The sequence below is a fragment of the Ochrobactrum sp. BTU1 genome (assembly GCA_018798825.1).
Lineage (GTDB): Bacteria > Pseudomonadota > Alphaproteobacteria > Rhizobiales > Rhizobiaceae > Brucella.
Genome location: CP076354.1, coordinates 224,280 through 250,084 on the forward strand (window position 1 = coordinate 224,280; position 25,805 = coordinate 250,084).

Here is a 25,805-nt window from a genome sequence, read left to right on the forward strand (position 1 = left end):
GGCAAATTTGGAAGTTGTTAGGAATATGCCCTTTTAGGGAGGGCGATCAGGCCTTAGCCTGCAACACGGGCCAAAGACCTAAAGCTTGGATGCGCCCGCGTTAACACCGGGCACCGACGGAAATGGATAGACACGCATCTCATACCTCTTGCCAGTGTTTCAGATGGCTGCACAATAAATGAGCAAATCTATTTGCCAAGTGGCAAAATGCAGAAACTTAATTTCAATCTATTGAGTGTGGCAAAAATGCTGCCTTACAGCTTTCGCGGCCATGCGGCGAGCTTGCGCGAAAAATGCGAGATGGTTGCATGTAAAAGCATGGTGAAGGCCGCCAGCACGAACAGGCTTGCGAACATCAGATCGACCTTGGCGCGACCATTGGCGAGCAGCATCAGATAACCAAGACCTTTTGATGCTCCGACCCATTCGCCCACTACAGCCCCAATTGGGGCGTACACGGCAGCAAGACTTAACCCCGAAGCAAGTGACGGGAAAGCTGCGGGAATGCGCACGCGAAAAAGAATCTGCATTGGCTTGGCGCCAAGGTTTTCGGCGGCATTAATCAGCGTCTGATCCGTCCGTTGCATTCCATCCAGAAAGGTGGAGACGACCGGAAAGAAGATCATCAGAATGGTGACGGCAATTTTCGATGCCGGTCCATAGCCGAGCCAGAGTGTTAAGATCGGAGCGAGTGCAAATATCGGAATCGCCTGGCTGAACACCATCACTGGCATGACCAGCCGTTGTGCAAGCGGCGACATCATCAGCCCTATGGCTGTGAGAACGCCAATGGCAGAGCCGAGAAACAGCCCGCCCAGCACTTCGCCAAATGTCACGACTGCATTATCGGCGATCAACTGTGCATTGGTGATGAGCGATTGCACGACGTCGAGCGGGCCGGGCAGGATGAAGCGCGGCATCTGCCAGATGCTCACCACAGCCTGCCAAAGTGCCAGCACAGCAAACGCCGACAGAAACCCGTCGGCGATGCGTTTTTTGCGCGAGCGAGGAGCGATGCTCGTCATGCTCCTTTGAGACCCATGCTCCAGAAGTTCGCTTCAAGCCTGCTTGCGGTTGCAAAAATCTGGCAGAGCTTTGGCCAGCGCGGGCTGTTTTCGAAATCCGTGCCGATGCGGTCTTTTGCAGCCTGATCAAAAAGCTTGCCAACCGTGTGGCACATCTCCTGATAGTCAGCGCCCGCATAGGTGTCGATCCACTCCTGATAGGGTGTGCCGGTATGGGCGGTGGCTACCAGATTGACCCCGATTTCGCCATAGCCATGCGCGCAGGGAACCAGTGCGGTCAGCAGGTCGAGAAAATCGCCTGCCTGCCCGCAATCGAGTACATAACGCGTATAGGCGAGGTTTTCCGGCTCTTCTTTTGTGTTGTAAAGATCGTCTTCGGTTATGCCTTCGCGTGCGCAGATGCCAACATGCAGCGGCAGTTCTGTGACCGCCAGCCCATGCATAATCTCGGCGCAGAGCCGCGTTTCCTGCAAGCTGCCTGCCTTCACGACACCCAGCGCAAAGGCGCGGGCATAGTGATGCAGATAGACGTAGTCCTGCCTGAGATAATGCAGGAACGCTGATTTCGGCAGCGTGCCATCGCCAAGCCCGCGGACAAATTCATGATCGATATAGGGGTTCCAGTCATCAAGCGTTGCGGCACGCAGGCGGGTGAATAATTCGGATGAATAAAGCGTGTCACTCATGACTTATTTCCTTCCGCGTTGACATCGATTGCAAATTTCTCGACAGGCAGGATCGAAGGCACGAGACCGTTATCCTTGAGATAGGTTTCGTAGCGGCTCCAGCGTCCATAATCGAGGCTTGCGGGTGAGCGCGAGAAACGGGCGACCGTGTCTTTCCAGGCGCGTTGGTTCAGCTCGTCTTTGAGTTCAGAACTATAAGACGCGAACATGTCGTAGCTTTGCTCTGGATGATTGACGATATATTGCGCGGCTTTTTCGGTAGCTGCTAGAAAGCGCGAAATCCGTTCTTTTTCGTTCACATCCAGCTTGTTTGAGTTGGCGACATAAACCAGCTCGTCATAGACCGGCACGCCTTCCTCCTCGACGAAGAAGCATTTGCCCGCAACCCCTTCAACCGCCATCTGGTTGAGTTCAACATTGCGATAGGCACCCATCACCGCATCAACCTGTTTCGACATCAGCGATGGTGCGAGCGAGAAGTTCACATTGATGAGTTCGACATCGGACAGCTTTATGTCGTGGTTTTTGAGAATGGTGCCAAGCACCGTTTCTTCAACACCAGCGACAGAGAAGCCGATCTTCTTGCCCTTGAGATCGGCAATTGAATTGACCGAACCATCGTCACGCACCATCAGGCAATTGAGCGGGGAATCGACCAGAGTGCCGACGCGGATCAGCGGAATATCGGCATGAACATCGAGATGCACCTGCTGCTGATATGAAATTGCCAGATCAGCCTGTCCAGCCGCAACCATTTTGGGCGGCACGGATGCATCCGCAGGGGCGACGATTTCGACATCAAGACCCGCGTCCTTGAAGTAACCGAGCTTGTCGGCCACGATAATCGGCCCGTGATCCGGGTTCACATACCAGTCGAGTATGAGTTTGAATTTATCGTTCGCCTGAGCTGCCTGAGCTGACATCAGGGCGAACGAAGCCGTGGCGCTGAAAAGCGCAGCAAAAATCAGTTTTTTCAATGTTTCCTCCGGTTAGAGCGCATCCCGAAAAGTGTGAAGCGGTTTTCGGACAAGATGCGCGTTAAAGCGAATATTAGGTCTACTTTACATAGGGGCGTGTAACTTCGATCCATTGCCGCACGCGGGCTTCGGGATCGGGGTTGAGAGTGATGTCGGTGACGACGGATACAATGTCAGCTCCGGCTTTAAAGACGCCCGGCGCGCGATCGACATTCATGCCGCCAATGCCAACAAGCGGAATATCACCAAGGGTGGCTTTCCATTGACTGACGCGGTCCAGTCCCTGTTCATGCCATTTCATCTTTTTGAGAATGGTCGGATAGACAGGGCCGAGCGCGATATAGGCTGGCTTTAGCGCTAATGCGCGATCAAGTTCAGCCTCATCATGGCTGGATACACCGAGCTTCACGCCGCTCTCGCGGATTGCATCAAGATCAGCATCATCAAGGTCTTCCTGACCGAGATGTACGAAGTCGCAGCCTTCCTCAATCGCCAGTTTCCAGTAGTCATTGACGATGAGCTGGCAATCATATCGCGCGCAAATTTCGCGGGCTGCGCGGATTTCTGCGCGCAGTTCAGCGTCGTTCTTATCCTTGATGCGCAGCTGCACGAGTTTGATGCCAAGCGGCACCATGCGCTCACACCAGTTGGCGCTGTCAAAGATCGGGTAGAACGGATCAAGGGCCATTACAAAAATGCCTTTCCGAGTAATGGAGTGGAGGGGGCAGCCATGTCGCGGGCTTCAATCGGATCGGCTTCATAGGCGATGCGGCCAGCTTCAACAGCGAGCGCAAAAGCGCGGGCGATAGCGGCTGGATCACCTGCTTTGGCAACCGCAGTGTTGATCAGCACGGCATCAAAGCCAAGTTCCATGGCGGTTGCAGCGTGCGATGGCACGCCAATACCGGCATCCACGACCAGTGGAATATCGGGGAAATGCGCGCGCATGGTTTTAAGCGCATAAGGATTGTTGAGGCCACGACCAGAACCAATCGGCGCGCCCCATGGCATCAACACCTTGCAGCCTGCCTCAATCAGCTTTTCCGCAACCACCAGATCGTCATTCATATAGGGAAAGACCTCAAAGCCTTCATCGCAGAGAATACGGGCTGCTTCGACCAGCCCGAAAGGATCGGGCTGCAACGTGTCGTGATCGCCGATGACTTCAAGCTTGATCCAGTTGGTGCCGAAAACGTCACGCGCCATTTTTGCCGTGGTGATTGCTTCGCGTGCGGTATGGCAACCGGCAGTATTGGGCAAAACCGAAACACCCAGATCTTTGATCAGTGTCCAGAAGTCCTGACCAGCACGCATATTCCCGCTCTCGCGCCGCAGCGAAACCGTCACGATTTCCGACTGTGATGAGCGGACGCTGTCAGCAAGAATAGAGGGGGACGGATATTGCGCCGTGCCCAATAGCAGGCGGCTTTCAAATGTTTTTCCGTAAAATTCCAGCATCTTAGCCTCCCTGCATCGGTGCGAGCACTTCGATGCGGTCACCTTCACCGATGAGAGTTTCCTCGCGTTCATCGCCTGCAATGAATTCGCCATTGAGCGCGGTTGCGACCACCGCTTCATCAAGTTCGATTTCTGCAAGCAGAGCCAAAAGATTGGCGCTTTTGGTCTCAAAGACCTCGCCATTTAAAACGATGGTCATGCCAGGTTCTCCAGAAGTTCAGGTTGTTGTTCGGTCTCGGTTGTTGCCGCAACCGCCATGCGTGCAACCGCAGGCGAGAGCAGAAAGCCGTGCCGGTAAAGCCCGTTGACATAGATTATTTGTCCACGCTTGCGCACACGCGGCAGATTGTCGGGGAAGGCAGGGCGGGCATCGACGCCGGTTTCCAGAATTTCCGCCTCGCCAAATGCCGGATGCAGCGCATAGGCGGCGCTTAACATTTCCAGCGTCGAGCGAACGCTGATGCCGCCTCTCTCATCGCTTTCGATCATGGTTGCGCCGATCATATGAATGCCGTCACCGCGCGGCACGATGTAGAGCGGAATGCGCGGATGCAGCAGGCGCACAGGGCGCGAAAGATTGATGTCGCGGGAGCGAACCACCAGCATTTCGCCCTTTACGCCGCGCAGATCCTGCAATTGATCGCGCGCTGCCAGACCACGCGCATCGACGGTGATATCGGTGTCGATTTTTACATCTTTCGCATCTTGCCCGAGATGAAAGACGACGCCTTTCTTTTGCAGGTTTTCGGCAAGTTCGATCAGTGTATTGCGCGGATTGAGGTGGCCTTCCTCAGTAAAGAAAAGCCCCTGCCGGAAACGGCCTGCAAGGTCCGGCTCCAGTGCATCAATCTGTTCGGAATCAATTGTGTCGAAGGCTTGCGTGCGGCGGGCAAAGCGGCGCAGCTCAGTCGTATCGCGTGTGTGTGAAATGACAAGTGTGCCCTTGCGGTGGACTGTTGAAACATGCCGTTCCCACCAGCTAATCGCTTCTTGCCCCAGCCTTACGACGGGTTCTTCCGCACTCTCGCCTTCGCACCACGGGGCTAGCATTCCCCCCGCAAACCACGAACAGCTGTCGGAGCCGATTGCGGTGCTTTTGGCAATGACGGTGACAGCGTGGCCTTGGTCACTAAATTCTGCGGCACAGGCAAGACCTGCAACACCTGCGCCGATGATGGTGACGCGCATTATGCAATCTCCCACAAGGCGTGGAAGTGATGCACGGGGCCGTGCCCGCTTCCGACCTGCAATGTGTTGGCAGAGCGGATGGCTGCTTGCAGATAGCTGTGCGCTTCACGAAGGGCTTTTTCCAGCGAAAGCCCTTTGCCGAGACCCGCTGCAATTGCTGATGAAAGCGTGCATCCAGTTCCATGGGTGTTTTGCGTGTAGATGCGCTGCGCTTCCAGACGGATTGTCGGTAGATTGGCACGGATGAGAAGGTCGGTGCAGATGTCGCCCTCCGCATGGCCCCCCTTCATCAGCACGGCTTTCGCGCCGAGCTTGAGCAAAGCGCGCCCTTGTTCTTCTGCTTCATCATCATTACGCGCGATGGCACAATCGAGCAGGCAGGCAGCTTCTGGCCGGTTTGGCGTCAGAACGCTGGCAAGCGGGATCAGCTTTTCGCGCAATGTCGAGATTGCGGCTTCGCTTAAAAGTCTGTCGCCGGATTTCGCCACCATCACCGGATCAAGAACCACCGGGCCAGAGAAATGCCTAAGGCCTTTGGCGATTGCCTGAATGGTTTCCGGCACCGACACCATGCCGATCTTGACCGAGGCCACATTGAGATCGCTGAAGACTGCATCGATCTGTGCTGCAACGATTTCAGCCGGAACATCGTGGACTGCTGTGACCGTTAATGTGTTCTGTGCGGTGATCGCTGTAATGACGCTCGCGCCATAGACGTTCAGTGCTGAAAAAGTTTTGAGATCAGCCTGAATGCCAGCACCGCCGCCGCTGTCGGAGCCAGCAATAGTCACGCAAATAGGCACGGACGCACCATTGCTGTTGCTTGCTTTTGTTCGGGAGAGGCTTTGTCTTAAGTCCATCATGTCGTCTCTCATTCCGAACGGAAAATTGAGACGTCATGAACGGGTTTTGGGGCTTTGCCCCACGGAGGATGAAATCCTCCTTGTTCGCGACGCGCCAAACTCCGTTCCCTACGCAGGTATTACCCGGATCAGGTTCAATGGGTTAACGCGGTCAGCGTCTCTCAGCCTTTTGTGTCGCAAGGTCGGATGGAAAACCGTTTAGCGCTTTTCCTGATCTTGCTTCGAAGGCACCCCAACGAATTTTGTGTCTTAGGCATAGGCCGGAACAGCAGGCCGGTCAAGAGACTGTAAAACGACAAATTGCAGGCGCTAAATTAGGGATTTTGATAATTTGTATATAATTTGTTAAAATTCTAGACTGTAAGCTATCCACCGGATTGCATCGTCCTGCTACAGACAGTTTGATCTGATTCTCCGGGTTAACTCTCGCATGAGAGCGGAAAACATCCAGTCAGGATTTGTCTGATGAGGGACCAATGATGAGGAAGCGGGAAGCCGGTGAGGCTCACTCGGGTGATGCGATGGTGCGCACATCCGACGAGGATTTCCGTATTCTTTTTACAACTCATCCGACACCCATGTGGGTCTATGATCCTGAAACGCTAGCATTCATTGTCATGAATGAAGCGGCCCATGCGCTTTACGGCTATTCTGCAGACGAAATCCCCGGCATGACAGTGCTTGATATCCGTCCGCAGACCGAGCGGGAGCGGATGTTTGCAGCCGTGCGCGACAGGAGCGATCTGGAGCGTCCCGAACGCTGGCAGCATCTCAAAGCCAACGGCGAAACCATCGAGGTTCTCACTTACGGACGCCAGGTCGTCTTCGACGGCAAGCAGGTCATTCTGGCAATCGTTCAAGACATGACCGAACTGGCAGAGGCGACACGGCAGGCAAGTCATGTGCAGTCTCTGCTTGATGGACTGGTCAACAACATGCCGCTTGGTGTTTTCGTCAAGGATATGCAGGACGAAGGCCGATATGTTCTCTACAATCAGGCAGCGTCCACGATCAGCGGTCACAATGTCGACCATGTAGTTGGCTCGATCGATGCCGAAATTTTCCCAAGCGAGGAAGCAAAGCTTCTGACGCAGCAGGATCGGCTGGCAATGCGCCGCGGCGATGTGTTGACGATTGAGCGGGATATTCGTTGCGCTGACGGCACACCGCGCCGGATGCGGATCATCAAACGTCCCATTCCACCTGTTGAAGGCGATAAATCGCGTTACCTGATCGGGCTTGTCGAAGATATTACTGAGCGACGCGAGACTGAACAGCGCATGACGCATATCGCCATGCACGACAGTCTGACGGATCTGCCGAACCGTGCCTATTTCTCGCAATATATTGAAAATATTCTGAAAAAGGGCGACAGTGCTCCGGCGTTTGCGCTGTTCTATCTCGACATCGACCACTTCAAGACCATTAATGACAGCAGGGGGCACCAGATAGGTGATCTGCTGCTCAATCAGGTGGCGACGCGTCTTAAGAACATCACGACTTGCGATCAGTTTCTCGCGCGACTTGGTGGCGATGAGTTTGCCATCATCTATCGCAGCGATGCGATTTCGCAGATTGCCATGTTTGCGGACCGCCTTCTTTCAGCCTTTCAGGACCCGTTTGATCTCGGTGATACGACGGAATTCGTGTCTTGCAGTCTTGGCATCGCTCAGGCGCCTCTGCATGGTGAAGATACCGACGTGCTGATGCGCAATGCTGATTTGGCGCTTTATGCCGCCAAGGCGGATGGTCGGCGAACGTTCCGCTTCTACCAACATTCGCTGCGACTGGCTGTTGAGAAACGCCATGCGATGACAACTGATCTGCGGGTGGCCTTGGCCGCGAAGCAGTTCGAGCTGCATTACCAACCGATCTTCAATCTGGAATCAGGTCGTATATCCGGCTTCGAAGCCCTGCTGCGCTGGCGTCATCCATCGCTGGGCATGGTCTCGCCGGTTGAGTTCATTCCGATTGCAGAAGAAGCCGGGCTTATCGGCCCCATCGGCGATTGGGTGCTGAGACAGGCTTGTTGTCAGGCAGCTTCCTGGCCGGATGAGATCAAGGTTTCGGTCAATCTTTCTCCGGTACAGTTCAATCAGACAACGCTGCTCGATTCTGTCACGGAAGCGCTTGAGGAGGCAGCCCTGTCTCCGGACCGTCTCGAACTTGAAATTACGGAATCCGTATTCCTGCAAAACAGCAAACACAATATCGAACTGCTGTTTGAGTTGCGCCGCCTGGGCGTGCGGATTGCCATGGATGATTTCGGCACTGGCTATTCATCGCTCAGCTATCTGCGCTCGTTCCCGTTCGACAAGATCAAGGTTGACCGCAGTTTTGTATCGGGCATCGAAGTCGATACCCGTGATCTTGCGATCATTCAGGCGGTCGCCACGCTGGGCGCTGGTTTCCGGATTGTAACGACTGCTGAAGGCGTGGAAACCACGCAGCAGCTTGAATGCCTGCGCAAGCAGAATTTCGGCGAGGTGCAGGGCTTCCTGATGGGGCGTCCAATGCCTGCAGCTGAGGTGCCAGAATTCATCCAGACCCGCTGCGGATCAATCCTCGCTGCAATGCAGCCGCAGAACGAAATGGCCATCTGAAAATCATTTATGAATAAGGCTTGACCTTCCAACGGTGGGAAGGGTTACTTATGATGCAACTCAGTATCTAGCCCTTTAAAAAGGGGCTGCAGCATCGGCTCAAAAATCGGCAACGATCTTCGGAAAGCACGATGCGCAGAAGAAGGGATTGCCATGAACAAGCCAGTCAAATCCGAAAACACAAGTTTCGCCATTCCCGTCGAGGGCATGAGCTGTGCCTCTTGCGTGTCATCTGTTGAGAAGGCTGTCGCGAAAGTACCGGGCGTTGACAAGGTGTCTGTCAATCTTGCGACCGAGCGCGCCGATGTGACCTTCAAGGCCGCACCCGACATGCCAGCCGTCATCGATGCGATCCGCAAGGCAGGCTATGACGTGCCGTCGGGAAGTGCCGATCTCGCCATTGAAGGCATGAGCTGTGCTTCCTGTGTGAGCAAGGTTGAAAAGGCATTGAATGCCGTACCGGGCGTAACCCGCGCCAGCGTTAATCTCGCGACCGAACGCGCTCATGTCCAATTGGCTGGCCAGGTGCCGCTTGGTGATCTTATCAAGGCGGTTGAAACCGCGGGCTATGAAGCGCGTTCTCTTGAAGAGGCACGCAGCGATGCCAAGCAGGAAACGCAATCTGACAAGCGCGATGCGGAAGCGCTTGAGCTGAAAAAGAACGTCATCCTTGCTGCGGTTCTGACTCTGCCGGTTTTCATTCTTGAAATGGGATCGCATATCGTTCCAGCGGTGCACATGTTCGTCATGGACACGATTGGAATGCAGAACAGCTGGTATTTCCAGTTTGTGCTGACAACACTTGTCCTCTTCGGCCCGGGTATGCGCTTTTTCAAGAAAGGCATTCCGGCCCTTCTGCGTGCCGCACCCGACATGAACTCGCTGGTGGTTGTCGGAACAGCCGCCGCATGGGGCTTTTCGGTCGTTGCAACCTTCTGGCCGGATATTCTGCCGGCAGGAACAGTCAACGTCTATTTTGAGGCCGCTGCTGTCATTGTCACGCTGATCCTGATTGGCCGTTATCTGGAAGCTCGTGCCAAGGGCCGAACCTCGGCTGCGATCAGCCGTCTCGTTGGCTTGCAGGCCAAGTCGGCCCGCGTGCTGCGCAATGACGACGCGATCGATGTGCCGCTTGAAGATGTGCGCGTTGGCGATATCGTTCAGGTGCGTCCGGGCGAGAAAGTTCCCGTCGATGGCGAGGTGATCGAAGGCTCGTCCTTTGTGGATGAATCGATGATTACCGGCGAACCCGTACCCGTTGCCAAGGAAGAGGGCGCGGAAGTCGTCGGCGGCACGATCAACAAAACCGGCGCCTTCACATTCCGTGCAACCAAGGTTGGCCGTGATATGGTCATCTCGCAGATCGTGCGGATGGTTGAGGACGCGCAGGCTGACAAGCTGCCCATTCAGGCCAAGGTTGATAAGGTCACTGGCTGGTTCGTGCCTGCAGTTATGGCTGCTGCGGTCCTTACTTTCATTGCATGGCTGGTTATCGGCGGCACAGCCATGATGGGCTACGCGCTGGTCAATGCTATTGCGGTTGTCATTATCGCCTGCCCATGTGCCATGGGGCTTGCAACGCCGACCTCGATTATGGTGGGCACGGGTCGCGCTGCAGAATTTGGCGTTCTGTTCCGTCGTGGCGACGCGCTGCAAACCCTGCGTGATGCATCAGTGATTGCAGTCGACAAAACCGGCACGCTGACACAAGGTAAGCCGGCTTTGGCGCATTTCGCTGTTGTCGATGGCATCGATAAGGATGAAGCCCTGGCGCTGGTTGCAGCGGTGGAAGCACGTTCCGAGCATCCAATTGCTGATGCGATTGTGACGGCTGCAAAGGAAAAGGGACTGAAACTTGCCGATGTTTCGGCCTTTGAATCCGTTCCCGGTTTCGGGCTTAAGGCCAGCGTTTCAGGCCGTGAAGTTGCCATTGGTGCTGATCGCTATATGGCGAAGCTCGGTCTGGATGTAGCGGTGTTTGCGGATGATGCGAGCCGTCTTGGCGATGAAGGCCAGACCCCACTTTATGCAGCAATCGACGGCAAGCTCGCTGCCATTATCACGGTTGCCGACCCGATGAAGGAAACCACGCCCGCCGCCATTGCTGCCATGCATGAGCAGGGTCTCAAAGTCGCGATGATTACCGGCGACAACCGCCGCACTGCTCAGGCGATTGCCAAGCGCCTTGGCATTGATGAAGTGGTTGCGGAAGTGCTGCCGGACGGCAAGGTCGAAGCTTTGAAGCGCCTTTCGGCTGGGGGCAAGCGCATTGCCTTTGTGGGTGACGGCATCAATGATGCACCAGCTTTGGCTTCCGCCGATGTGGGTATTGCGATTGGCACAGGCACGGATATTGCGATTGAAAGCGCTGATGTTGTGCTGATGTCAGGTGATCTGCGTGGCGTGGTCAATGCGATTGCAATCTCAAAGGCCACAATCCGCAACATCAGCGAAAACCTGTTCTGGGCTTTTGCCTATAACGTGGCGTTGATTCCGGTTGCCGCTGGTATTCTTTATCCGTTTACCGGCACGCTTCTTTCGCCGGTGCTGGCAGCAGGTGCGATGGCGCTTTCGAGCATCTTCGTGCTGAGCAATGCTTTGCGCCTGCGCAGTTTCAAAAGCCCGATGGCCTGATTATTGGGTTATCCTGTCGGCAGTCTTCTCGCTGCCGACAGGCGATATTGCTTTTAAACATTTGCCACTGGATTTTTTATTTTGCCGCCTATGTGGATGAGCAGGCAAGCCGTGTTGCGCAGCAATCAATTTGCTGCGACACTTCTACCAATATGAGGCCTACCCAAATCAGAAATGCATCGAATTCGGTTTAATCCGTGCATCTTTGTTTCAAGTAACAGTCATGCACGGCGGGACTGCAGTCACTACTTGAAGGGGGTAATGTCTTGCTTGTTTCTCTGACGTCTATTCTGTTTTTACTGATTGGTCTTGCGCTCGGCGCAGCCGGTATCTACCTCGCCACATTGGGTGGCAGCTGGGCCTTCATAGCGATTGCTGTAGGCTTTCTGCTGACCGGCTTCTTTCTTCTCAAACGAAGCTCTCTGGCGCTCTGGATTTACGCGCTGGTCATCCTTGGAGCGCTCGGCTGGGCGGTTTATGAAGTTGGCTTCGATTGGTGGCGGCTTGGCTCAACCGGCGGCATCATTGTTCTGCTTGGCCTTTGGCTGCTCACGCCATGGGTCAGAAAGCCGCTGAACGGCGGTGGCTTGCCACTCACGATAGCGACGCTCGCAGCACTTGTTGTTGCCGGCTATTCGATGACGCAGGACCCAACCAGCATCAATGGCAACCTACCAACGGAAAAGGTTGCCGCAACGCCTGATCTCGGTGGCAATGTGCCTGATGGTGAATGGCACCAATATGGGCGCACACCTTACGGACAGCGCTACTCGCCGCTTGCACAGATAACGCCTGAAAATGTCTCCAAACTTCAGGTCGCCTGGCAATACCAGACCGGTGATGTGAAGCAGCCGGAAGATGTGGGTGAAACCACCTATCAGGTGACGCCACTCAAAATCGGCGACTCGCTCTTCCTTTGCACGCCGCATAACTGGGCTATCGCCCTTGATGCTGCGACCGGCAAGGAAAAGTGGAAGTTCGATCCGAAGGTCGGCTTCAACACCGATCGCCAGCACCAGACCTGCCGTGGCGTCAGCTACTGGAAGGATTCGACTGCAACTGCTGGTGCGAAATGTTCAGAACGCGTTTATCTGCCGACGTCTGACGCTCGTCTGATCGCGCTGGATACGCAAAGCGGCGAGATCTGCACCGATTTCGCCAATGGCGGTACGCTCGATCTCAGCCACGGCATGAAATATAATCCGGCAGGTTACTACTACTCAACCTCGCCACCGGCGGTCGTGGGTGACAAGATCATTGTCGGCGGTGCCGTCAATGATAATTACTCGACTGAAGAACAGTCTGGCGTCATTCGCGCCTTCGATATCCGTACCGGAGAGCTGCTGTGGAACTGGGATTCGGGAAATCCCGATGTCACCACACCTCTGCCGGAAGGCCAGCACTATACGACCAATTCTCCGAACAGCTGGTCGGTATCGAGTGTTGATGAAAAGCTTGGTCTGATCTTCATTCCACTTGGCAATCAGGTGCCGGATCAGCTCGGCATGGGCCGCAGCGAAAATGTCGAAAAATATTCGTCGTCCATCGTGGCGCTGGATGTGAACACAGGGCAGGTGAAGTGGGTTCGCCAGACCGTCCATCACGATCTGTGGGACATGGACGTGCCAGCACAGCCGGTCCTGCTTGATATCAATGGCGTTCCCGCACTGGTTGGTCCGACCAAGCAGGGCGATCTCTATGTGCTCGACCGCCGCACTGGCGAGCCGATCATCCCGATCAGTGAGATGGCGGCACCGACCGGCGCAATCCCGGAAGATCACACATCACCAACGCAACCGATCTCTGATCTGACATTCAGTCCGCCACCGCTCAGGGAAAGCGATATGTGGGGCGTGACATTGTTCGATCAGCTCGCTTGCCGCATTGCGTTCCACAAGCATTTCTATGAGGGACGTTACACGCCGCCTTCTCTCAAAGGCACGATTGTCTATCCGGGCAATTTTGGTGTCTTCAACTGGGGCAGCGTGGCGGTCGATCCTGAGCGTCAGGTGATGTTCGGTATGCCGACCTATCTCGCTTTCACCTCGCGCCTTGTGCCGCGTGCGGATATTCCGCCGCGCGGTCAGGACGAGAAGGGCAGCGAACAGGGTCTGAACCGCAATGATGGTGCGCCTTACGGCGTGTTCATGGGGCCATTCCTGAGCCCGCTTGGCATTCCGTGTCAGTCGCCGCCATGGGGCTATGTCGCGGGTGTCGATCTGCGCACAGGCAAGACGGTCTATAAGCACCGCAACGGTACGATCCGTGACATGGCACCGGTTCCGCTGCCATTCAAGGTGGGCGTACCGGGCATTGGTGGTCCGATGATCACCGCTGGTGGCGTAGCCTTCCTGGGTGCTGCGGTGGATGATTATCTCCGTGCTTATAATCTCACCAATGGTGAGGTTCTGTGGGAAGCGCGTCTGCCTGCAGGCGGTCAGTCCACACCAATGACCTACACCGTTGGTGATCAGCAATTCGTGCTGATGGTCGCGGGCGGTCATGGTTCGGTCGGCACCAAGCCGGGCGACTATGTGATTGCCTATACGCTGCCGAAATAAGCCGTGTCTTTCGGACCGAGATGCGCGTAATATCAAAACTCCATGAGTATGACTCATGGAGTTTTGGTTAAGCCCGAGTGGCAATTGAACTTTTTCAAGGCGTGATGCGTCAGCATCTTGAGCCGCCTTGGTATAAAAGTAATCGACAGCGCACATCAAACAGAAACGCCGGGAAATTCTCGGCGTTTTGCTTATATGCTCTTATCTCTCAAAGGCGCCCGTCAGATTTTTCCGTGCAGCAATTCGCCTTTGCGCGGGGCTGGGCGAACGGCCTTCGGTGCGCTGTGGCTGGCAAGCTCATGGATGATCGGGCAATCGGGCCGGTTGTCGCCATGGCAATTATGGGCGAGGTGACGCAGCGTATCAGCCATGTTCTGCAACTGCTTCATCTTGGCTTCGAGGTCTTCGACATGCTGCAATGCGACCTTCTTCACATCGGAAGACGCACGGTTGCGGTCGCGCCAGAGGGCAAGCAGTTCCTTGATCTGTTCGACCTGAAATCCAAGATCACGACTTGATCGGATGAAACGCAGCGTTTCGACATCATTTTGCGTATAGACGCGATAGCCCGAGCTGGTTCTGTCGGCAGCCTCGATAAGCCCGATGGTTTCATAATGGCGGATCATTTTCGCCGATATGCCCGATGCTTTGGCGGCTTGCCCGATATTCATCCCATTCCTCGCTGTTTCATGATTTTACAGGATATAGGAACGGTGAGGCGCTATTCAAAGAGTCTTTTGGGCAAGTATTATACGATTGTCAGACTGAAAAATTGTGATGGTTAGAAATTCCCTCCTGTCAGATAGCTGACAGGAGGGCCGTCTCGAAATATATAATCAGGCAGAGAAATAATTCTGCGTGCCGTGCGCCTCGATAGCCTGTGCAAGGCGTTCCAGCGCATGAACATAGGCTGCTGAGCGAACAGTTACCTTGTGCTGCTTGGCATGGTTCCAGATGGCGCGGCCTTCACGTTCCATGATGGTCTTCAGGCGCTCATGGATTTCTTCAAGCGTCCAGTAATAGCCTTGGCGGTTCTGAACCCATTCAAAATAGGAAACCGTCACGCCACCGGCATTGGCCAGAATATCCGGCAGAACGATAACGCCCTTTTGCTCGAGAATTTTGTCGGCTTCTGGCGTCACAGGACCGTTTGCCAGCTCAACAATCAACTTGCTCTTGATGGAAGCGGCGTTGTCGACATGGATCATGTTTTCCATGGCGCTTGGCGCAAGCACATCGCAATCAACTGCAAGCAGTTCATCAGCGCTGATCGCTTCATGACCGTTGCTGCCAGCGGTGGAAACAACCGACTTGCCCTGATCCTTGGCTTTCAACAACAGGTCAAGATCAAGACCGTTTGCGCAATAAACAGCACCCGACGAATCCGAAACGGCAACGATCTTATGGCCGTCGCTGGCCATCAGTTTTGCAAAGAACTGACCGGCATTGCCGAAGCCCTGAACGGTGACGCGAAGCTGCGACGCAAGGCCAAGATCATGCGCCAGATGGCGAACGAGATAGAAGCCGCCGCGTGCGGTCGCATCATTACGACCCAGTGAACCGCCGAGTGCTAGTGGCTTGCCGGTGATAACCGCAGGCGAAGACTGACCGACGATCTGCGAATATTCGTCTGCCATCCAGCCCATAATCATGGAGTTGGTATAGACGTCTGGTGCCGGAATATCGCGGTCCGGGCCGATAATGCCGGAGAAAGCCTGAATATAGGCGCGCGAAAGGCGCTCAAGTTCTGCCTTGGAAAGCTTGCGAGGATCGACCTGGATTGCGCCCTTGCCGCCGCCGTAAGGCAGATTCATGACGGCGCACTTGAAGGTCATCCAGAAAGCGAGAGTTTCGACTTCTTCAGCCGTTGATTCGGGATGGTAGCGAATGCCGCCCTTGGTTGGTCCGCGGGTGTCGTCATAACGGCAGCGCCATGCAAGAAAGGATTTGCGCGAACCGTCATCCATACGGATCATCAAGCGCACTTTCATCGTTTCACGGGCGTATTTCAGCTTCTCGATAACATCCGGATCGATATTGATGTGGCTTGCCGCCTCGTCCAGACGAACGAGTGCGCTTTCGAGTAGATTCTCCTTAGTCATCAAATCACCTTTCTTGCTTTTACCCCTCTTTAAAGAGGCGTTTATGAACGCTTGAGTAGCGCTTCACGCAATAAAAGAAAAGAGAAAAGGACAACAATATTGTCCTATTATGATAAAAACTATTTGGAAGCTTTCTAATATTATTAGTTACTAATATTAAGGACTTGGCGGTTCCATCTGGTTGTCGTCTCGGACAACCAGAAATCTGCCAAACCCAAGCTTGACCAATCAGGCGCTGGTCAGCTCTGCTTTAAAAATCCGCGCTCAACACCTTCCGCGATAATCCGCTGTGCAGCTTCCCAAAGCGTGTCTGATGCATGGGAAATCGGTGACTTCCGGTCAAGCACCACAGGCGCAGTTACGCCCGGCGTATGCCAGGTGCCGCCACTTGTGAAGAAGTTGTGCAGGAGTGGCTGCAGCCGATCCATCGCGCGGGCAAACTGCGCTTCTGCTGTTTTGCGTGCCTCGAACTCATCCCAAAGGGCGCGGAATTCCAGCGCCTGATCTTCGGGCAGAATGCCGAATATCCGGGTGGCTGCCTGCATTTCACGCTCTTCCTGGTCGAGCGCACCTGCATCGTCATAGATAAAGGTGTCGCCTGCATCGATCTCAACGATGTCATGGATGATCAGCATCTTGAGCACACGCAGCAGATCAACGTTCTCATTTGCATGTTCCTGTAAAACCATTGCCATCAGCACCAGCTCCCAGGTGTGTTCGGCATCGTTTTCGCGGCGCGACGCATCCAGGAGCGGTGTCCGACGAATGACCTGCTTCAGCTTTTCGACTTCAAGAATGAACTGGAACTGTTGCCGCAATCTGGCATTCGGCACGAGACTCGCGAATTCGTTTTCAGGCAGGTCGAGCGGCTTGAGCGGCAGTGTGTCGGTCATTGGCAATCCAGTCGTAGCGTTGGTCGAAACAATCAAATGCCCGGCTACTACTGGCTTGCTGCCGATTGAATTGCAACGCCTAATCATCCATGAAACATCATGTCGCGAAATGGTGCCGATGTCGTATTTATGACGTCTTTTGACGCAAGCCTGCTGTCGATATCGTCCGCGACCCAATACAAATATCTACAGAGGTTTTTCATGCGCCACATGGGAGCGTGAACCGTAAGACTGGTGGTTTGTATATGTCCCGCTTTTCGTTAGCTTCTATCGTTGGCAACGCGCTTTCCGGTAACAAGAACTGGAAGCCGCAATGGCCGAATGCCGAACCCAAGGCCGAATATGATGTGATCATTGTCGGCGCTGGCGGGCATGGTCTGGGTGCCGCCTATTATCTGGCCAAGGAGCATGGCATAACCAATGTTGCGGTCATCGAAAAAGGCTGGCTTGGCGGCGGCAATACCGGGCGCAACACCACCATTATCCGTTCCAACTATCTCTATGATGAGAGCGCACATCTCTACGAACATGCGATGAAGCTGTGGGAAGGCTTGAGCCAGGACCTCAACTACAATGTCATGTTCTCGCAGCGCGGGGTGATGATGCTGGCGCATACGGTGCATGATGTGCAGAGCTTCAAGCGTCATATCCATGCCAATCGTCTCAATGGCATCGACAATGAATGGCTGACTAAGGAGCAGGCGAAGGATTATTGCCCGCCGCTCGATATTTCGGCCAATGCGCGTTATCCGGTTGTTGGTGCCACCTTGCAGCGGCGCGGTGGCGTGGCCCGTCACGATGCGGTTGCATGGGGCTATGCACGCGGTGCGACGGAGCGCGGCGTTGATATCATCCAGAATTGCCCGGTTACGGCCATTCGCCGCGATGCTTCGGGTCGCGTGACAGGCGTTGATACGCCACGCGGTTTCATCAAGGCGAAGAAAGTGGCGGTTTCCGCTGCTGGCAGCACGTCGATTGTCATGGATACGGCAGGCGTGCGCATGCCGCTTGAAAGCTTCCCGTTGCAGGCGCTGGTGTCCGAGCCGGTCAAGCCGATCTTCCCTTGCGTGGTCATGTCCAACACGGTCCATGCCTATATCAGCCAGTCTGACAAGGGCGAGCTGGTGATCGGCTCCGGCACCGACCAGTATGTGTCCTACAGCCAGCGCGGCGGTCTGCCGTTGATTGAGCATACGCTTGCGGCCATTTGCGAAGTCTTCCCGATCTTCACCCGTATGCGGATGCTGCGCAAATGGGGCGGTATTGTTGACGTGACGCCGGATCGTTCGCCGATCATTGGCAAGACGCCGGTTCCGGGCCTGTTTGTGAATTGCGGCTGGGGCACGGGCGGCTTCAAGGCAACACCGGGTTCGGCGCATGTCTTTGCGCATACAATTGCCCGCGACGAACCGCACTGGATCAACGCACCGTTCACGCTTGAACGCTTCACCACCGGTCGTCTGATCGATGAAGCGGCTGCTGCCGCTGTTGCGCACTAAGGGAGATAAAACATGCTTCTTATCCGTTGCCCTTATTGCGAGATGGAACGTCCAGAGCTTGAGTTCGCCTATGCGGGCGAAGCGCATATTGCGCGTCCAGCCGACCCATCGACGCTTTCCGATGATGAATGGCGTGATTTCCTGTTCACGCGTTCCAATCCACGCGGCACTCATTATGAACGCTGGCGGCATATCAATGGCTGCGGTCGCTTCTTCAATGCGGTGCGCGACACGGTGAGCGACAAGTTCGTCACCACCTACAAGGCTGGTGAACCCCGTGCTGCTTTGGCAGAAACTCCGGCTGCGGAGGCGAAATAATGACCGATATGCGCATTCATAACAAAGGCCGTGTCAACAAGGCCAAGTCCGTGCGGTTCAGCTTCAACGGCAAGACCTATTCCGGTTTTGAAGGCGATACCCTGGCCTCCGCCTTGCTTGCCAATGGCGAACATCTGGCCGGTCGATCATTTAAATATCACCGCCCGCGCGGCATTCTTTCTGCCGGTTCCGAAGAGCCGAATGCACTGATGGGCGTCTCAAGGGGACCGGGTCGCTATGAGCCGAACACCCGCGCAACGGTGCTGGAACTCTATGACGGCTTGAAGGCCGAAACCCAGAACCATTGGCCGTCACTCAAGCACGATGTCGGCGCCATCAATGATGCGCTCTACATGTTCTTCTCGGCAGGTTTTTACTACAAGACCTTCATGTGGCCCAAAAGCTTCTGGAACAAGGTCTATGAGCCTTTCATCCGTGGCGCTGCCGGTCTTGGTAAGTCGCCATCTGAACCAGACCCGGACACCTATGCCAGCCGCTATGCTTTCTGCGACGTGCTGATCGCTGGCGGTGGACCTGCCGGTCTGGCGGCTGCTTTAGAGGCCGCAAAGAGTGGTGCGAAAGTTATCCTCGTTGACGAACAGGCCGAATTTGGCGGCTCACTTCTGTCGGAACCAGAGCCGGTCATCAATGGCCGCGCAAGCTGGGATTGGCTGAATGAGACCATCGCTGAACTCAAAGCCAATCCGAATGTCACGCTTTTGCCGCGCACAACGGCCATTGGCTATTACCATCAGAACATGGTCGGCCTTTGTGAGCGCCTGACCGATCATCAGGCCAAGCCCGCCACCAATGCGCCGCGTGAACGCATGTGGCGCGTGCGTGCAAAGCAGGTGGTGCTGGCGCAGGGCGCGATTGAAAAGCCGCTGGTCTTTGCAGGCAATGACCGTCCCGGCGTGATGCTGGCGTCCGCTGCACGCACCTACCTCAACCGTTACGGCGTCAAGGTCGGAAATCAGGCTGTCGTTGTCACCTCGCACGACAGCGCATGGCTCGCGGCTTTCGATCTAGCGGTTGCAGGCGTCAAGGTTCCAGCCATCATCGATGTGCGTTCAAGTGTTGCCGACAGCCTTATCAATCGTGCAAAAATGCTCGGCATTGAAACACTGACCGGCTGGACTGTGACGGACACATGCGGACGCCATCGCGTGTCGTCGGTCCGCGCTAATCCGGTTTCTAACGGCTCGGTCGGTGCTGCCCGCACGATCTCGTGCGATGTGCTTTTGATGTCTGGCGGCTGGAATCCGAGCGTGCATCTGTTCTCGCACACGAAAGGCTCGCTTGTCTGGGATGAGGCACGTCAGATCTATCTGCCGGGCGAACGCACTGAGGAAAGCCGTTGTGCCGGTGCAGGCAATGGCAATTTCGATTTGCAGGCCGCATTGCGTGAGGGTGCGGAAGCGGGTGCTGCTGCCGCCTCGGATGCCGGGCATAAGTCCAAGGCGTCTGAATATGCAGTCGCCGGTGATTTTGTCTGCGATGGTGTGAGCTGTCGCGAATTGCCAACTGATCGCGATCCGGGCAAGGCCAAGGCTTTCATCGATTTCCAGAACGATGTGACCGCCAAGGATATTCGTCTGGCCGTGCGCGAGGGTTTCCATTCCATTGAGCACGTCAAGCGTTATACCACCAATGGCATGGCGACCGATCAGGGCAAGACCTCGAACATCAACGGTCTGGCTGTTGCAGCCGATGCGCTCAAGCGCCCGACACCACAGGTTGGTCTCACGACCTTCCGTCCGCCTTACACACCGACGACCTTCGGTGCCTTCTGCGGTTATAATCGCGGCAAACTGTTTGATGTCACGCGCAAGACGCCAATTGATAGCTGGGCCGAACAGCATGGTGCAGCCTTCGAGCCGGTCTCGCTGTGGCGCCGCGCATGGTACTTCCCAAAAACTGGCGAAGACATGCATCAGGCCGTGGCGCGTGAATGCAAGGCGACCCGTCAGTCGCTGGGCATGTTCGACGCCTCCACGCTCGGCAAGATCGAAGTGGTCGGCCCGGATGCAGCGGAATTCATGAACCGCATGTACACCAACCCATGGACAAAGCTTGGTGTCGGGCGCTGCCGTTATGGTCTGTTGCTTGGAGAAGATGGCTTCATCCGCGATGACGGTGTTGTCGGTCGTCTGACGCAGGATCGTTTCCATGTGACGACCACAACCGGCGGTGCCGCGCGTGTTCTCAATATGATGGAAGACTATCTGCAGACCGAGTGGCCGGACCTGAAAGTGCGGCTGACCTCGACCACCGAACAGTGGGCCGTGGTCGCAATCAATGGCCCGAATGCGCGTAAGCTCATCGAGCCAATGGTTGAAGGTCTGGATATTTCTGACGAAGCTTTCCCGCATATGTCGGTTGCGGAATGCAAATTCCTGGGCGTTCCAGCGCGTCTCTTCCGCATGAGCTTTACCGGCGAGCTGGGCTATGAAATCAACGTGCCCGCCCGTTACGGTCTGTCGCTGTGGAAGGCGCTTTATGAGGCCGGTCGGCAATATGATATCACGCCTTACGGCACCGAAACCATGCACGTTCTGCGCGCGGAAAAAGGCTATATCATTGTCGGTCAGGATACGGACGGCACAGTAACGCCTGATGATGCAAGCCTTGGCTGGGCCGTCGGCAAGCAGAAGCCGGACTTCGTTGGCAAGCGTTCGCTGGCCCGTCCGGATATGCTCAAATCAGATCGTAAGCATCTTGTGGGTCTGTTGACCAACGATCCGAAGCTGGTGCTGGAAGAAGGCGCGCAGATTGTCGTTGATCCAAAACAGACGCTGCCTATGACCATGCTTGGTCATGTCACTTCGTCCTATTGGAGCGAGGCGCTTGGCCGGTCTATCGCGATGGCCGTGGTCTCTGGCGGCAAGGATCGCATGGGCGAAACGCTTTATATGCCGATGCCTGATGGTACAGTGCATGAAGCGGTTGTTTCGGGCATGGTCTTCTATGACCCCGAAGGTAAGAAGCTGAACGGATAAGGATTGAACCATGCTTGTTGAGACAAAACCTTATTCGAACCGCAAGGTCGTCATTCCCGGTCGTCTGGAAATCCATGCAGCCGATGACGCTGCCCGCTTTATTCTGCGCATTGCTCCGGAAAAACTGGCCCTGGCTGAAAAGGCGCTGGGTGCAAAGTTCCCCGCTAAGATCGGTGGCCTTACGCGCAGTGGCGATATTGCTGTTGCCTGCATCGGACCGGATGAATGGTATATCTGGGCAGATGAAAGCAAGGCGGACGCCATTACACAGGCCTTTGCCAAGCTCTACGAGAGTGAGCCGCACAGCCTGACGGAAGTCAGTCACCGTGAAACCGGCATCGACATTTCTGGGCCCCAAGCCGAATGGCTGTTGAATGCTGCTTCCCCGCTTGAACTCTCAAAGATGAGCTTTCCGGGTGCTGCTCGCACGATCTTCGATCATGCCCAGATCATTCTGTTGAAGTGGGATGCCGATCATTACCGGATCGAAGTGTGGAACTCATTCGCTGATCACGTCTGGACCTTGCTGGAACTGGCCAGCAATGAAGTCGAATTGACACTCTGATTGATCCCTTATTTCCTTAAAAACGCCGCCCCACTGGGCGGCGTTTTTGCATTAGAGCGCATCCCGAAAAGTGTGAAACGGTTTTCGGAAAAAGATGCGCGTCAAAATAAGAGATTAGAGCGCCGATCTGATCCAATCAGATCGAAATGCGCTCTAATACCCCAATTTCAGTCTTGCCTTCTATAAATCCATATGTGAAGACTATATTTACATAAGAAATTCATGAGGAGGGAATTTCCCGATGTCGGAAAGCGAACTGCCGCTGAGCGGGCTTGTCGTTGTCGATATGAGCCAGTTTCTGTCGGGGCCTTATTGCTCGTTGCGTCTGATGGATCTGGGCGCGCGCGTCATCAAGATTGAACGGCCTGATGGTGGCGATCTTTCGCGCAGACTTTATCTGAGCGACACGGAAATCGGTGGCGATTCCACGATTTTTCATGCCATTAATCGTGGCAAGGATAGCCTTGCGATTGATCTGAAAAATCCCGATGATCTGGCTGCGTTGAAGAAGCTTCTCACGCAGGCCGACGTGGTTATTCAGAATTTCCGTCCCGGTGTCATCAAGCGCCTTGGCCTCGATTACGAAGCCGTGCAGCAAATCAATCCGCGTCTCGTCTATGCATCGATCAGCGGCTATGGCGAAGAAGGTCCATGGGTCGGTCGTCCCGGACAGGATTTGCTTGCGCAGGCGCGCTCGGGCCTCATGTGGCTCAATGGTGATGAAGGGCAGGGGCCGGTTCCATTCGGTCTGGCGGTTGCCGATATGCTGGCAGGGGCTGCGGCCGCTCAGGGAATTCTCGCAGCGCTGGTTCGCCGCGGCATCACCAACAAAGGCTCGCATGTCGAAACCAGCCTTCTCGAAGCGCTGGTTGATTTCCAGTTTGAAGTGTTGACCACCCACCTTAATGATGGTCGTCGCCTGCCAAAGCGTTCCGATTTCCGCAGTGCCCACGCCTATCTCGCAGCACCTTATGGTGTTTATCCGGCAGCGGATGGTTATCTCGCAATCGCCATGATGCCGATTGCGAAACTGGCACCACTGCTTGAAACAGATACGCTTGCGCCATTCATTGCCGATCCGAAAGTTGCTTTCGCAAAACGCGATGAGATTAAGCGGCTGATTGCTGCCCGCATTGCCGAGAAAACCGTCGATGAATGGCTCGCCATTCTGGAACCGGCTGATATTTGGTGCGCCCGCGTTCTCAACTGGGAAGAACTGCTCGCAAGCGAAGGTTTCTCAACCCTCGACATGCTCCAGACGGTGACGCGTGAAGATGATGTTTCCATCACCACCACACGTTCCCCACTGCGCATCAACGGACAGCGCCCAAAGGTGGCACGCGCCGCGCCGCGCATTGGCGAGAACAGCAAAGAAATTCGCGAGGAGTTCGGTCTATGAGCACTATCAAGCTTAAAGGCATGACCTGGAGCCACCCGCGCGGCTATGATCCGATGGTCGCAGGCGCCGAACAATGGCTTGCTGACAAGGGCGTCGAAATCGAGTGGGAAAAGCGGTCGCTACAGGATTTCGAGACCTTTCCGGTTGAGGAACTGGCACTCAATTTCGATATGATCGTAATCGACCATCCACATGTGGGCCAGATCACCAAGGAAGGTTGTCTGCTGCCGCTTGATGTGCCGGGCCGCGAAACGGAACTGAAAGAGCTTGCCGATGGCTCTGTGGGCCAATCCTTCCCAAGCTATAACTGGCAGGGGCGGCAATGGGCGTTTCCGCTCGATGCAGCAACACAGGTTCAGGCATGGCGTCCAGACCTGATGGACAAGCCTGCCACCTCATGGGGCGAGGTGCTGCGTCTGGCGCGCGCCGGGAAAGTTCTGCTGCCACTGCGCTCGCCGCATTCGCTGATGTGCTTTTATACACTCGTTGCCAATGCCGGAACGCCTTGCGCGGTTGAAGGCGAGCTGATCGCTGTTGAGGATGGCGCGAAAGCTTTTGAGCAACTGCGCGAGGTTGCTTCGCTGGTTAAGCCTGAATGTTTCGGCATGGACCCGATTGCGGTGTTTGAGGAAATGGCAGAGCCAGAATCCGAAATCGCCTGTTCACCGCTGATTTACGGCTATGTGAATTATGCCATGCCGGGCTTCCGCGATCGCCTGATCCGTTTTGCCGATATTCCATCGGGTCCAGCAGGCGTGGCAGGATCGGCTCTGGGTGGCACGGGTATTGCGGTTTCAGCCTTCAGCAAGCATCCGGAAGCGGCAATCGACTTCGCCTATTGGATTGCAAGCGGTGAGGTGCAGAAAGGGCTTTACGCGGCGTCCAACGGTCAGCCGGGACATGCGGATGCATGGGAAGACGATACCGTAAACAACGCAACATCGGGCTTCTATCGCGATACGCGCGCAACGTTGGAAGGGGCATGGGTGCGTCCGCGTCACGATGGCTATATGCCGTTTCAGGAAGCGGCTTCCGAGCGTATCAATAAGGGCTTGCTAAACAATGAGAAGGCGGAGATCGTCGTCGCCGATCTCAACCGGCTTTTCCGCGAAAGCTTTTAATTCAACAAATTGGCTGGCGAGAAACTCGCCAGCCTTGAGGTTTAAATCTTCCAGATGCGCTGCGCATTGTCGGCAAGAAGCAGTGCCTTTTCGTCTTCGCTGCATCCTTTAAGCAGCGCATGGGTTGTCGCCACCCATGTGGAAAGCCCGGCATCGACGTTACTCGCTAAGGTGCAGACCGGCCAGTCGCTTCCCCATACAATCCGCTCCCAGCCGAATGACTGAATCACATGCTCCACATAAGGGCGCAGTGTGTCGACGGTCCAGCTTTCAGCGTCAGCATAGGCCACCACGCCAGAGATTTTGGCGACCACATTGTCGCGTTGCGCAATCTCGGTAATCCCCTTCTGCCAGACTTCCAGCGCACCTGATTTGATGTCCGGAACGCCGCAGTGATCAAGCACGAACTGCACGTCCGGGGCGAGATCTGCCAGCGCCAGCACCTTGTCGATCTGGTGCGGGAGTGTGCAGAGATCAAAGGTCAGGCCGGTGCCTTCCAGCCGCTTGATATTCTCCCGAAACAGAGCGCCCTCAGAGACATTATCGGGTACGACATGCAGCACACGGCGAAAACCTTTGATGAAAGGATTGCTGCGGCTCTGTTCCAGATATTCGGCAAATCCCGGTTCTTCCGGGCGGCAAGATGCAATCGCGCCCTTGATATAGCCATTATTTTGACGCGAGATTGCCATAATGTGAGCGGTCTCTGCCACAATTTCAGGGGCAGAAACGTCCACTTCCATGTGTAATGCTGCTTTAATGCCGCAACGTTCGGCCTGCTTCCGATAGGTCTCAAACAGAAAATCGCGGTTCAAAGCTGGTACGTCTCCCAGCCATGGATAGTTGAGCGCGCTTTTGTCTATCAGATGCAGATGGGTATCGATAATCATGAAAACTCTCCTCCGATGTCATAC

The 25,805-nt window shown here is 55.2% G+C and carries 21 protein-coding genes and 1 riboswitch; of the genes, 9 read left to right on the forward strand and 12 right to left on the reverse strand.

The features are described from left to right. Positions 1-254: 254 nt before the first annotated feature. The 8 genes from KMS41_01015 to thiD form a co-directional block, all read right to left on the reverse strand. A complete protein-coding gene (locus KMS41_01015) occupies positions 255-1,025 on the reverse strand; it encodes an ABC transporter permease (protein QWK77860.1) in 771 nt (256 codons plus the stop codon). Beyond that, a complete protein-coding gene (gene tenA / locus KMS41_01020) occupies positions 1,022-1,711 on the reverse strand; it encodes a thiaminase II (GenBank protein ID QWK77861.1) in 690 nt (229 codons plus the stop codon). The genes KMS41_01015 and tenA overlap by 4 nt, the downstream gene beginning before the upstream one ends. Beyond that, on the reverse strand, positions 1,708-2,688 hold the full coding sequence (locus KMS41_01025) for an ABC transporter substrate-binding protein (GenBank protein QWK77862.1): 981 nt from the start codon (positions 2,686-2,688) through the stop codon (positions 1,708-1,710). Before KMS41_01025 ends, tenA begins: the two co-directional genes overlap by 4 nt. Positions 2,689-2,767: 79 nt before the next feature. Continuing rightward, a complete protein-coding gene (locus KMS41_01030; GenBank protein ID QWK77863.1) occupies positions 2,768-3,376 on the reverse strand; it encodes a thiamine phosphate synthase in 609 nt (202 codons plus the stop codon). Next, positions 3,376-4,146 (reverse strand): thiazole synthase, encoded by a 771-nt coding sequence (locus KMS41_01035; protein QWK77864.1) that lies wholly within the window; start codon positions 4,144-4,146, stop codon positions 3,376-3,378. Before KMS41_01035 ends, KMS41_01030 begins: the two co-directional genes overlap by 1 nt. Before the next feature lies 1 nt (position 4,147). Continuing rightward, on the reverse strand, positions 4,148-4,345 hold the full coding sequence (gene thiS, locus KMS41_01040; GenBank protein ID QWK77865.1) for a sulfur carrier protein ThiS: 198 nt from the start codon (positions 4,343-4,345) through the stop codon (positions 4,148-4,150). After that, positions 4,342-5,334, reverse strand: coding sequence for a glycine oxidase ThiO (gene thiO, locus KMS41_01045; protein QWK77866.1), 993 nt, complete (start codon positions 5,332-5,334; stop codon positions 4,342-4,344). The genes thiS and thiO overlap by 4 nt, the downstream gene beginning before the upstream one ends. Beyond that, positions 5,334-6,194 carry a bifunctional hydroxymethylpyrimidine kinase/phosphomethylpyrimidine kinase gene (gene thiD / locus KMS41_01050; protein ID QWK78731.1) on the reverse strand — a complete coding sequence of 287 codons (861 nt, stop codon included), beginning with the start codon at positions 6,192-6,194 and terminating at the stop codon, positions 5,334-5,336. Before thiD ends, thiO begins: the two co-directional genes overlap by 1 nt. 91 nt (positions 6,195-6,285) lie before the next feature. Next, positions 6,286-6,442: riboswitch (TPP riboswitch) on the reverse strand. 276 nt (positions 6,443-6,718) lie between these two features. Here thiD and KMS41_01055 point away from each other — a divergent pair. From KMS41_01055 to KMS41_01065, 3 genes are all read left to right on the forward strand, one after another. Continuing rightward, positions 6,719-8,800, forward strand: a complete 2,082-nt coding sequence (locus tag KMS41_01055) for an EAL domain-containing protein (GenBank protein ID QWK78732.1) — start codon at positions 6,719-6,721, stop codon at positions 8,798-8,800. A 153-nt stretch (positions 8,801-8,953) separates the two neighbouring features. After that, positions 8,954-11,434, forward strand: a complete 2,481-nt coding sequence (locus tag KMS41_01060) for a heavy metal translocating P-type ATPase (protein ID QWK77867.1) — start codon at positions 8,954-8,956, stop codon at positions 11,432-11,434. A gap of 266 nt (positions 11,435-11,700) precedes the next feature. Further along, a complete protein-coding gene (locus KMS41_01065) occupies positions 11,701-13,995 on the forward strand; it encodes a glucose/quinate/shikimate family membrane-bound PQQ-dependent dehydrogenase (protein ID QWK77868.1) in 2,295 nt (764 codons plus the stop codon). A gap of 221 nt (positions 13,996-14,216) precedes the next feature. Here the strand turns inward: KMS41_01065 and cueR are convergent, their stop codons facing one another. The 3 genes from cueR to KMS41_01080 form a co-directional block, all read right to left on the reverse strand. Further along, complete coding sequence (gene cueR, locus KMS41_01070; protein ID QWK77869.1) at positions 14,217-14,666, reverse strand: Cu(I)-responsive transcriptional regulator; 450 nt, start codon at positions 14,664-14,666, stop codon at positions 14,217-14,219. A gap of 165 nt (positions 14,667-14,831) precedes the next feature. Continuing rightward, positions 14,832-16,097, reverse strand: coding sequence for a Glu/Leu/Phe/Val dehydrogenase (locus KMS41_01075; protein ID QWK77870.1), 1,266 nt, complete (start codon positions 16,095-16,097; stop codon positions 14,832-14,834). A 239-nt stretch (positions 16,098-16,336) separates the two neighbouring features. Then, positions 16,337-16,990 (reverse strand): HD domain-containing protein, encoded by a 654-nt coding sequence (locus KMS41_01080; GenBank protein QWK77871.1) that lies wholly within the window; start codon positions 16,988-16,990, stop codon positions 16,337-16,339. Positions 16,991-17,235: 245 nt separating this feature from the next. On the opposite strand from KMS41_01080, the gene KMS41_01085 reads away from it, so the two are divergent. The 6 genes from KMS41_01085 (at position 17,236) to KMS41_01110 (ending at position 24,891) form a co-directional block, all read left to right on the forward strand. Beyond that, positions 17,236-18,489, forward strand: coding sequence for a sarcosine oxidase subunit beta family protein (locus tag KMS41_01085; GenBank protein QWK77872.1), 1,254 nt, complete (start codon positions 17,236-17,238; stop codon positions 18,487-18,489). 12 nt (positions 18,490-18,501) lie between these two features. Continuing rightward, the gene (locus KMS41_01090; protein ID QWK77873.1) at positions 18,502-18,807 is read left to right on the forward strand and encodes a sarcosine oxidase subunit delta; all 306 of its coding nucleotides are present in this window, start codon (positions 18,502-18,504) and stop codon (positions 18,805-18,807) included. Then, on the forward strand, positions 18,807-21,806 hold the full coding sequence (locus tag KMS41_01095; GenBank protein QWK77874.1) for a sarcosine oxidase subunit alpha: 3,000 nt from the start codon (positions 18,807-18,809) through the stop codon (positions 21,804-21,806). The genes KMS41_01090 and KMS41_01095 overlap by 1 nt, the downstream gene beginning before the upstream one ends. Before the next feature lie 10 nt (positions 21,807-21,816). After that, the gene (locus KMS41_01100) at positions 21,817-22,371 is read left to right on the forward strand and encodes a sarcosine oxidase subunit gamma (protein ID QWK77875.1); all 555 of its coding nucleotides are present in this window, start codon (positions 21,817-21,819) and stop codon (positions 22,369-22,371) included. 241 nt (positions 22,372-22,612) lie between these two features. Further along, entirely contained in the window at positions 22,613-23,770 is a 1,158-nt protein-coding gene (locus KMS41_01105; protein ID QWK77876.1) for a CoA transferase, read from the forward strand. Continuing rightward, complete coding sequence (locus tag KMS41_01110; GenBank protein QWK77877.1) at positions 23,767-24,891, forward strand: extracellular solute-binding protein; 1,125 nt, start codon at positions 23,767-23,769, stop codon at positions 24,889-24,891. The genes KMS41_01105 and KMS41_01110 overlap by 4 nt, the downstream gene beginning before the upstream one ends. Before the next feature lie 41 nt (positions 24,892-24,932). Here KMS41_01110 and KMS41_01115 read toward each other — a convergent pair whose 3' ends face one another. Next, positions 24,933-25,781 carry an amidohydrolase gene (locus KMS41_01115; protein ID QWK77878.1) on the reverse strand — a complete coding sequence of 283 codons (849 nt, stop codon included), beginning with the start codon at positions 25,779-25,781 and terminating at the stop codon, positions 24,933-24,935. Positions 25,782-25,805 lie beyond the last annotated feature (24 nt).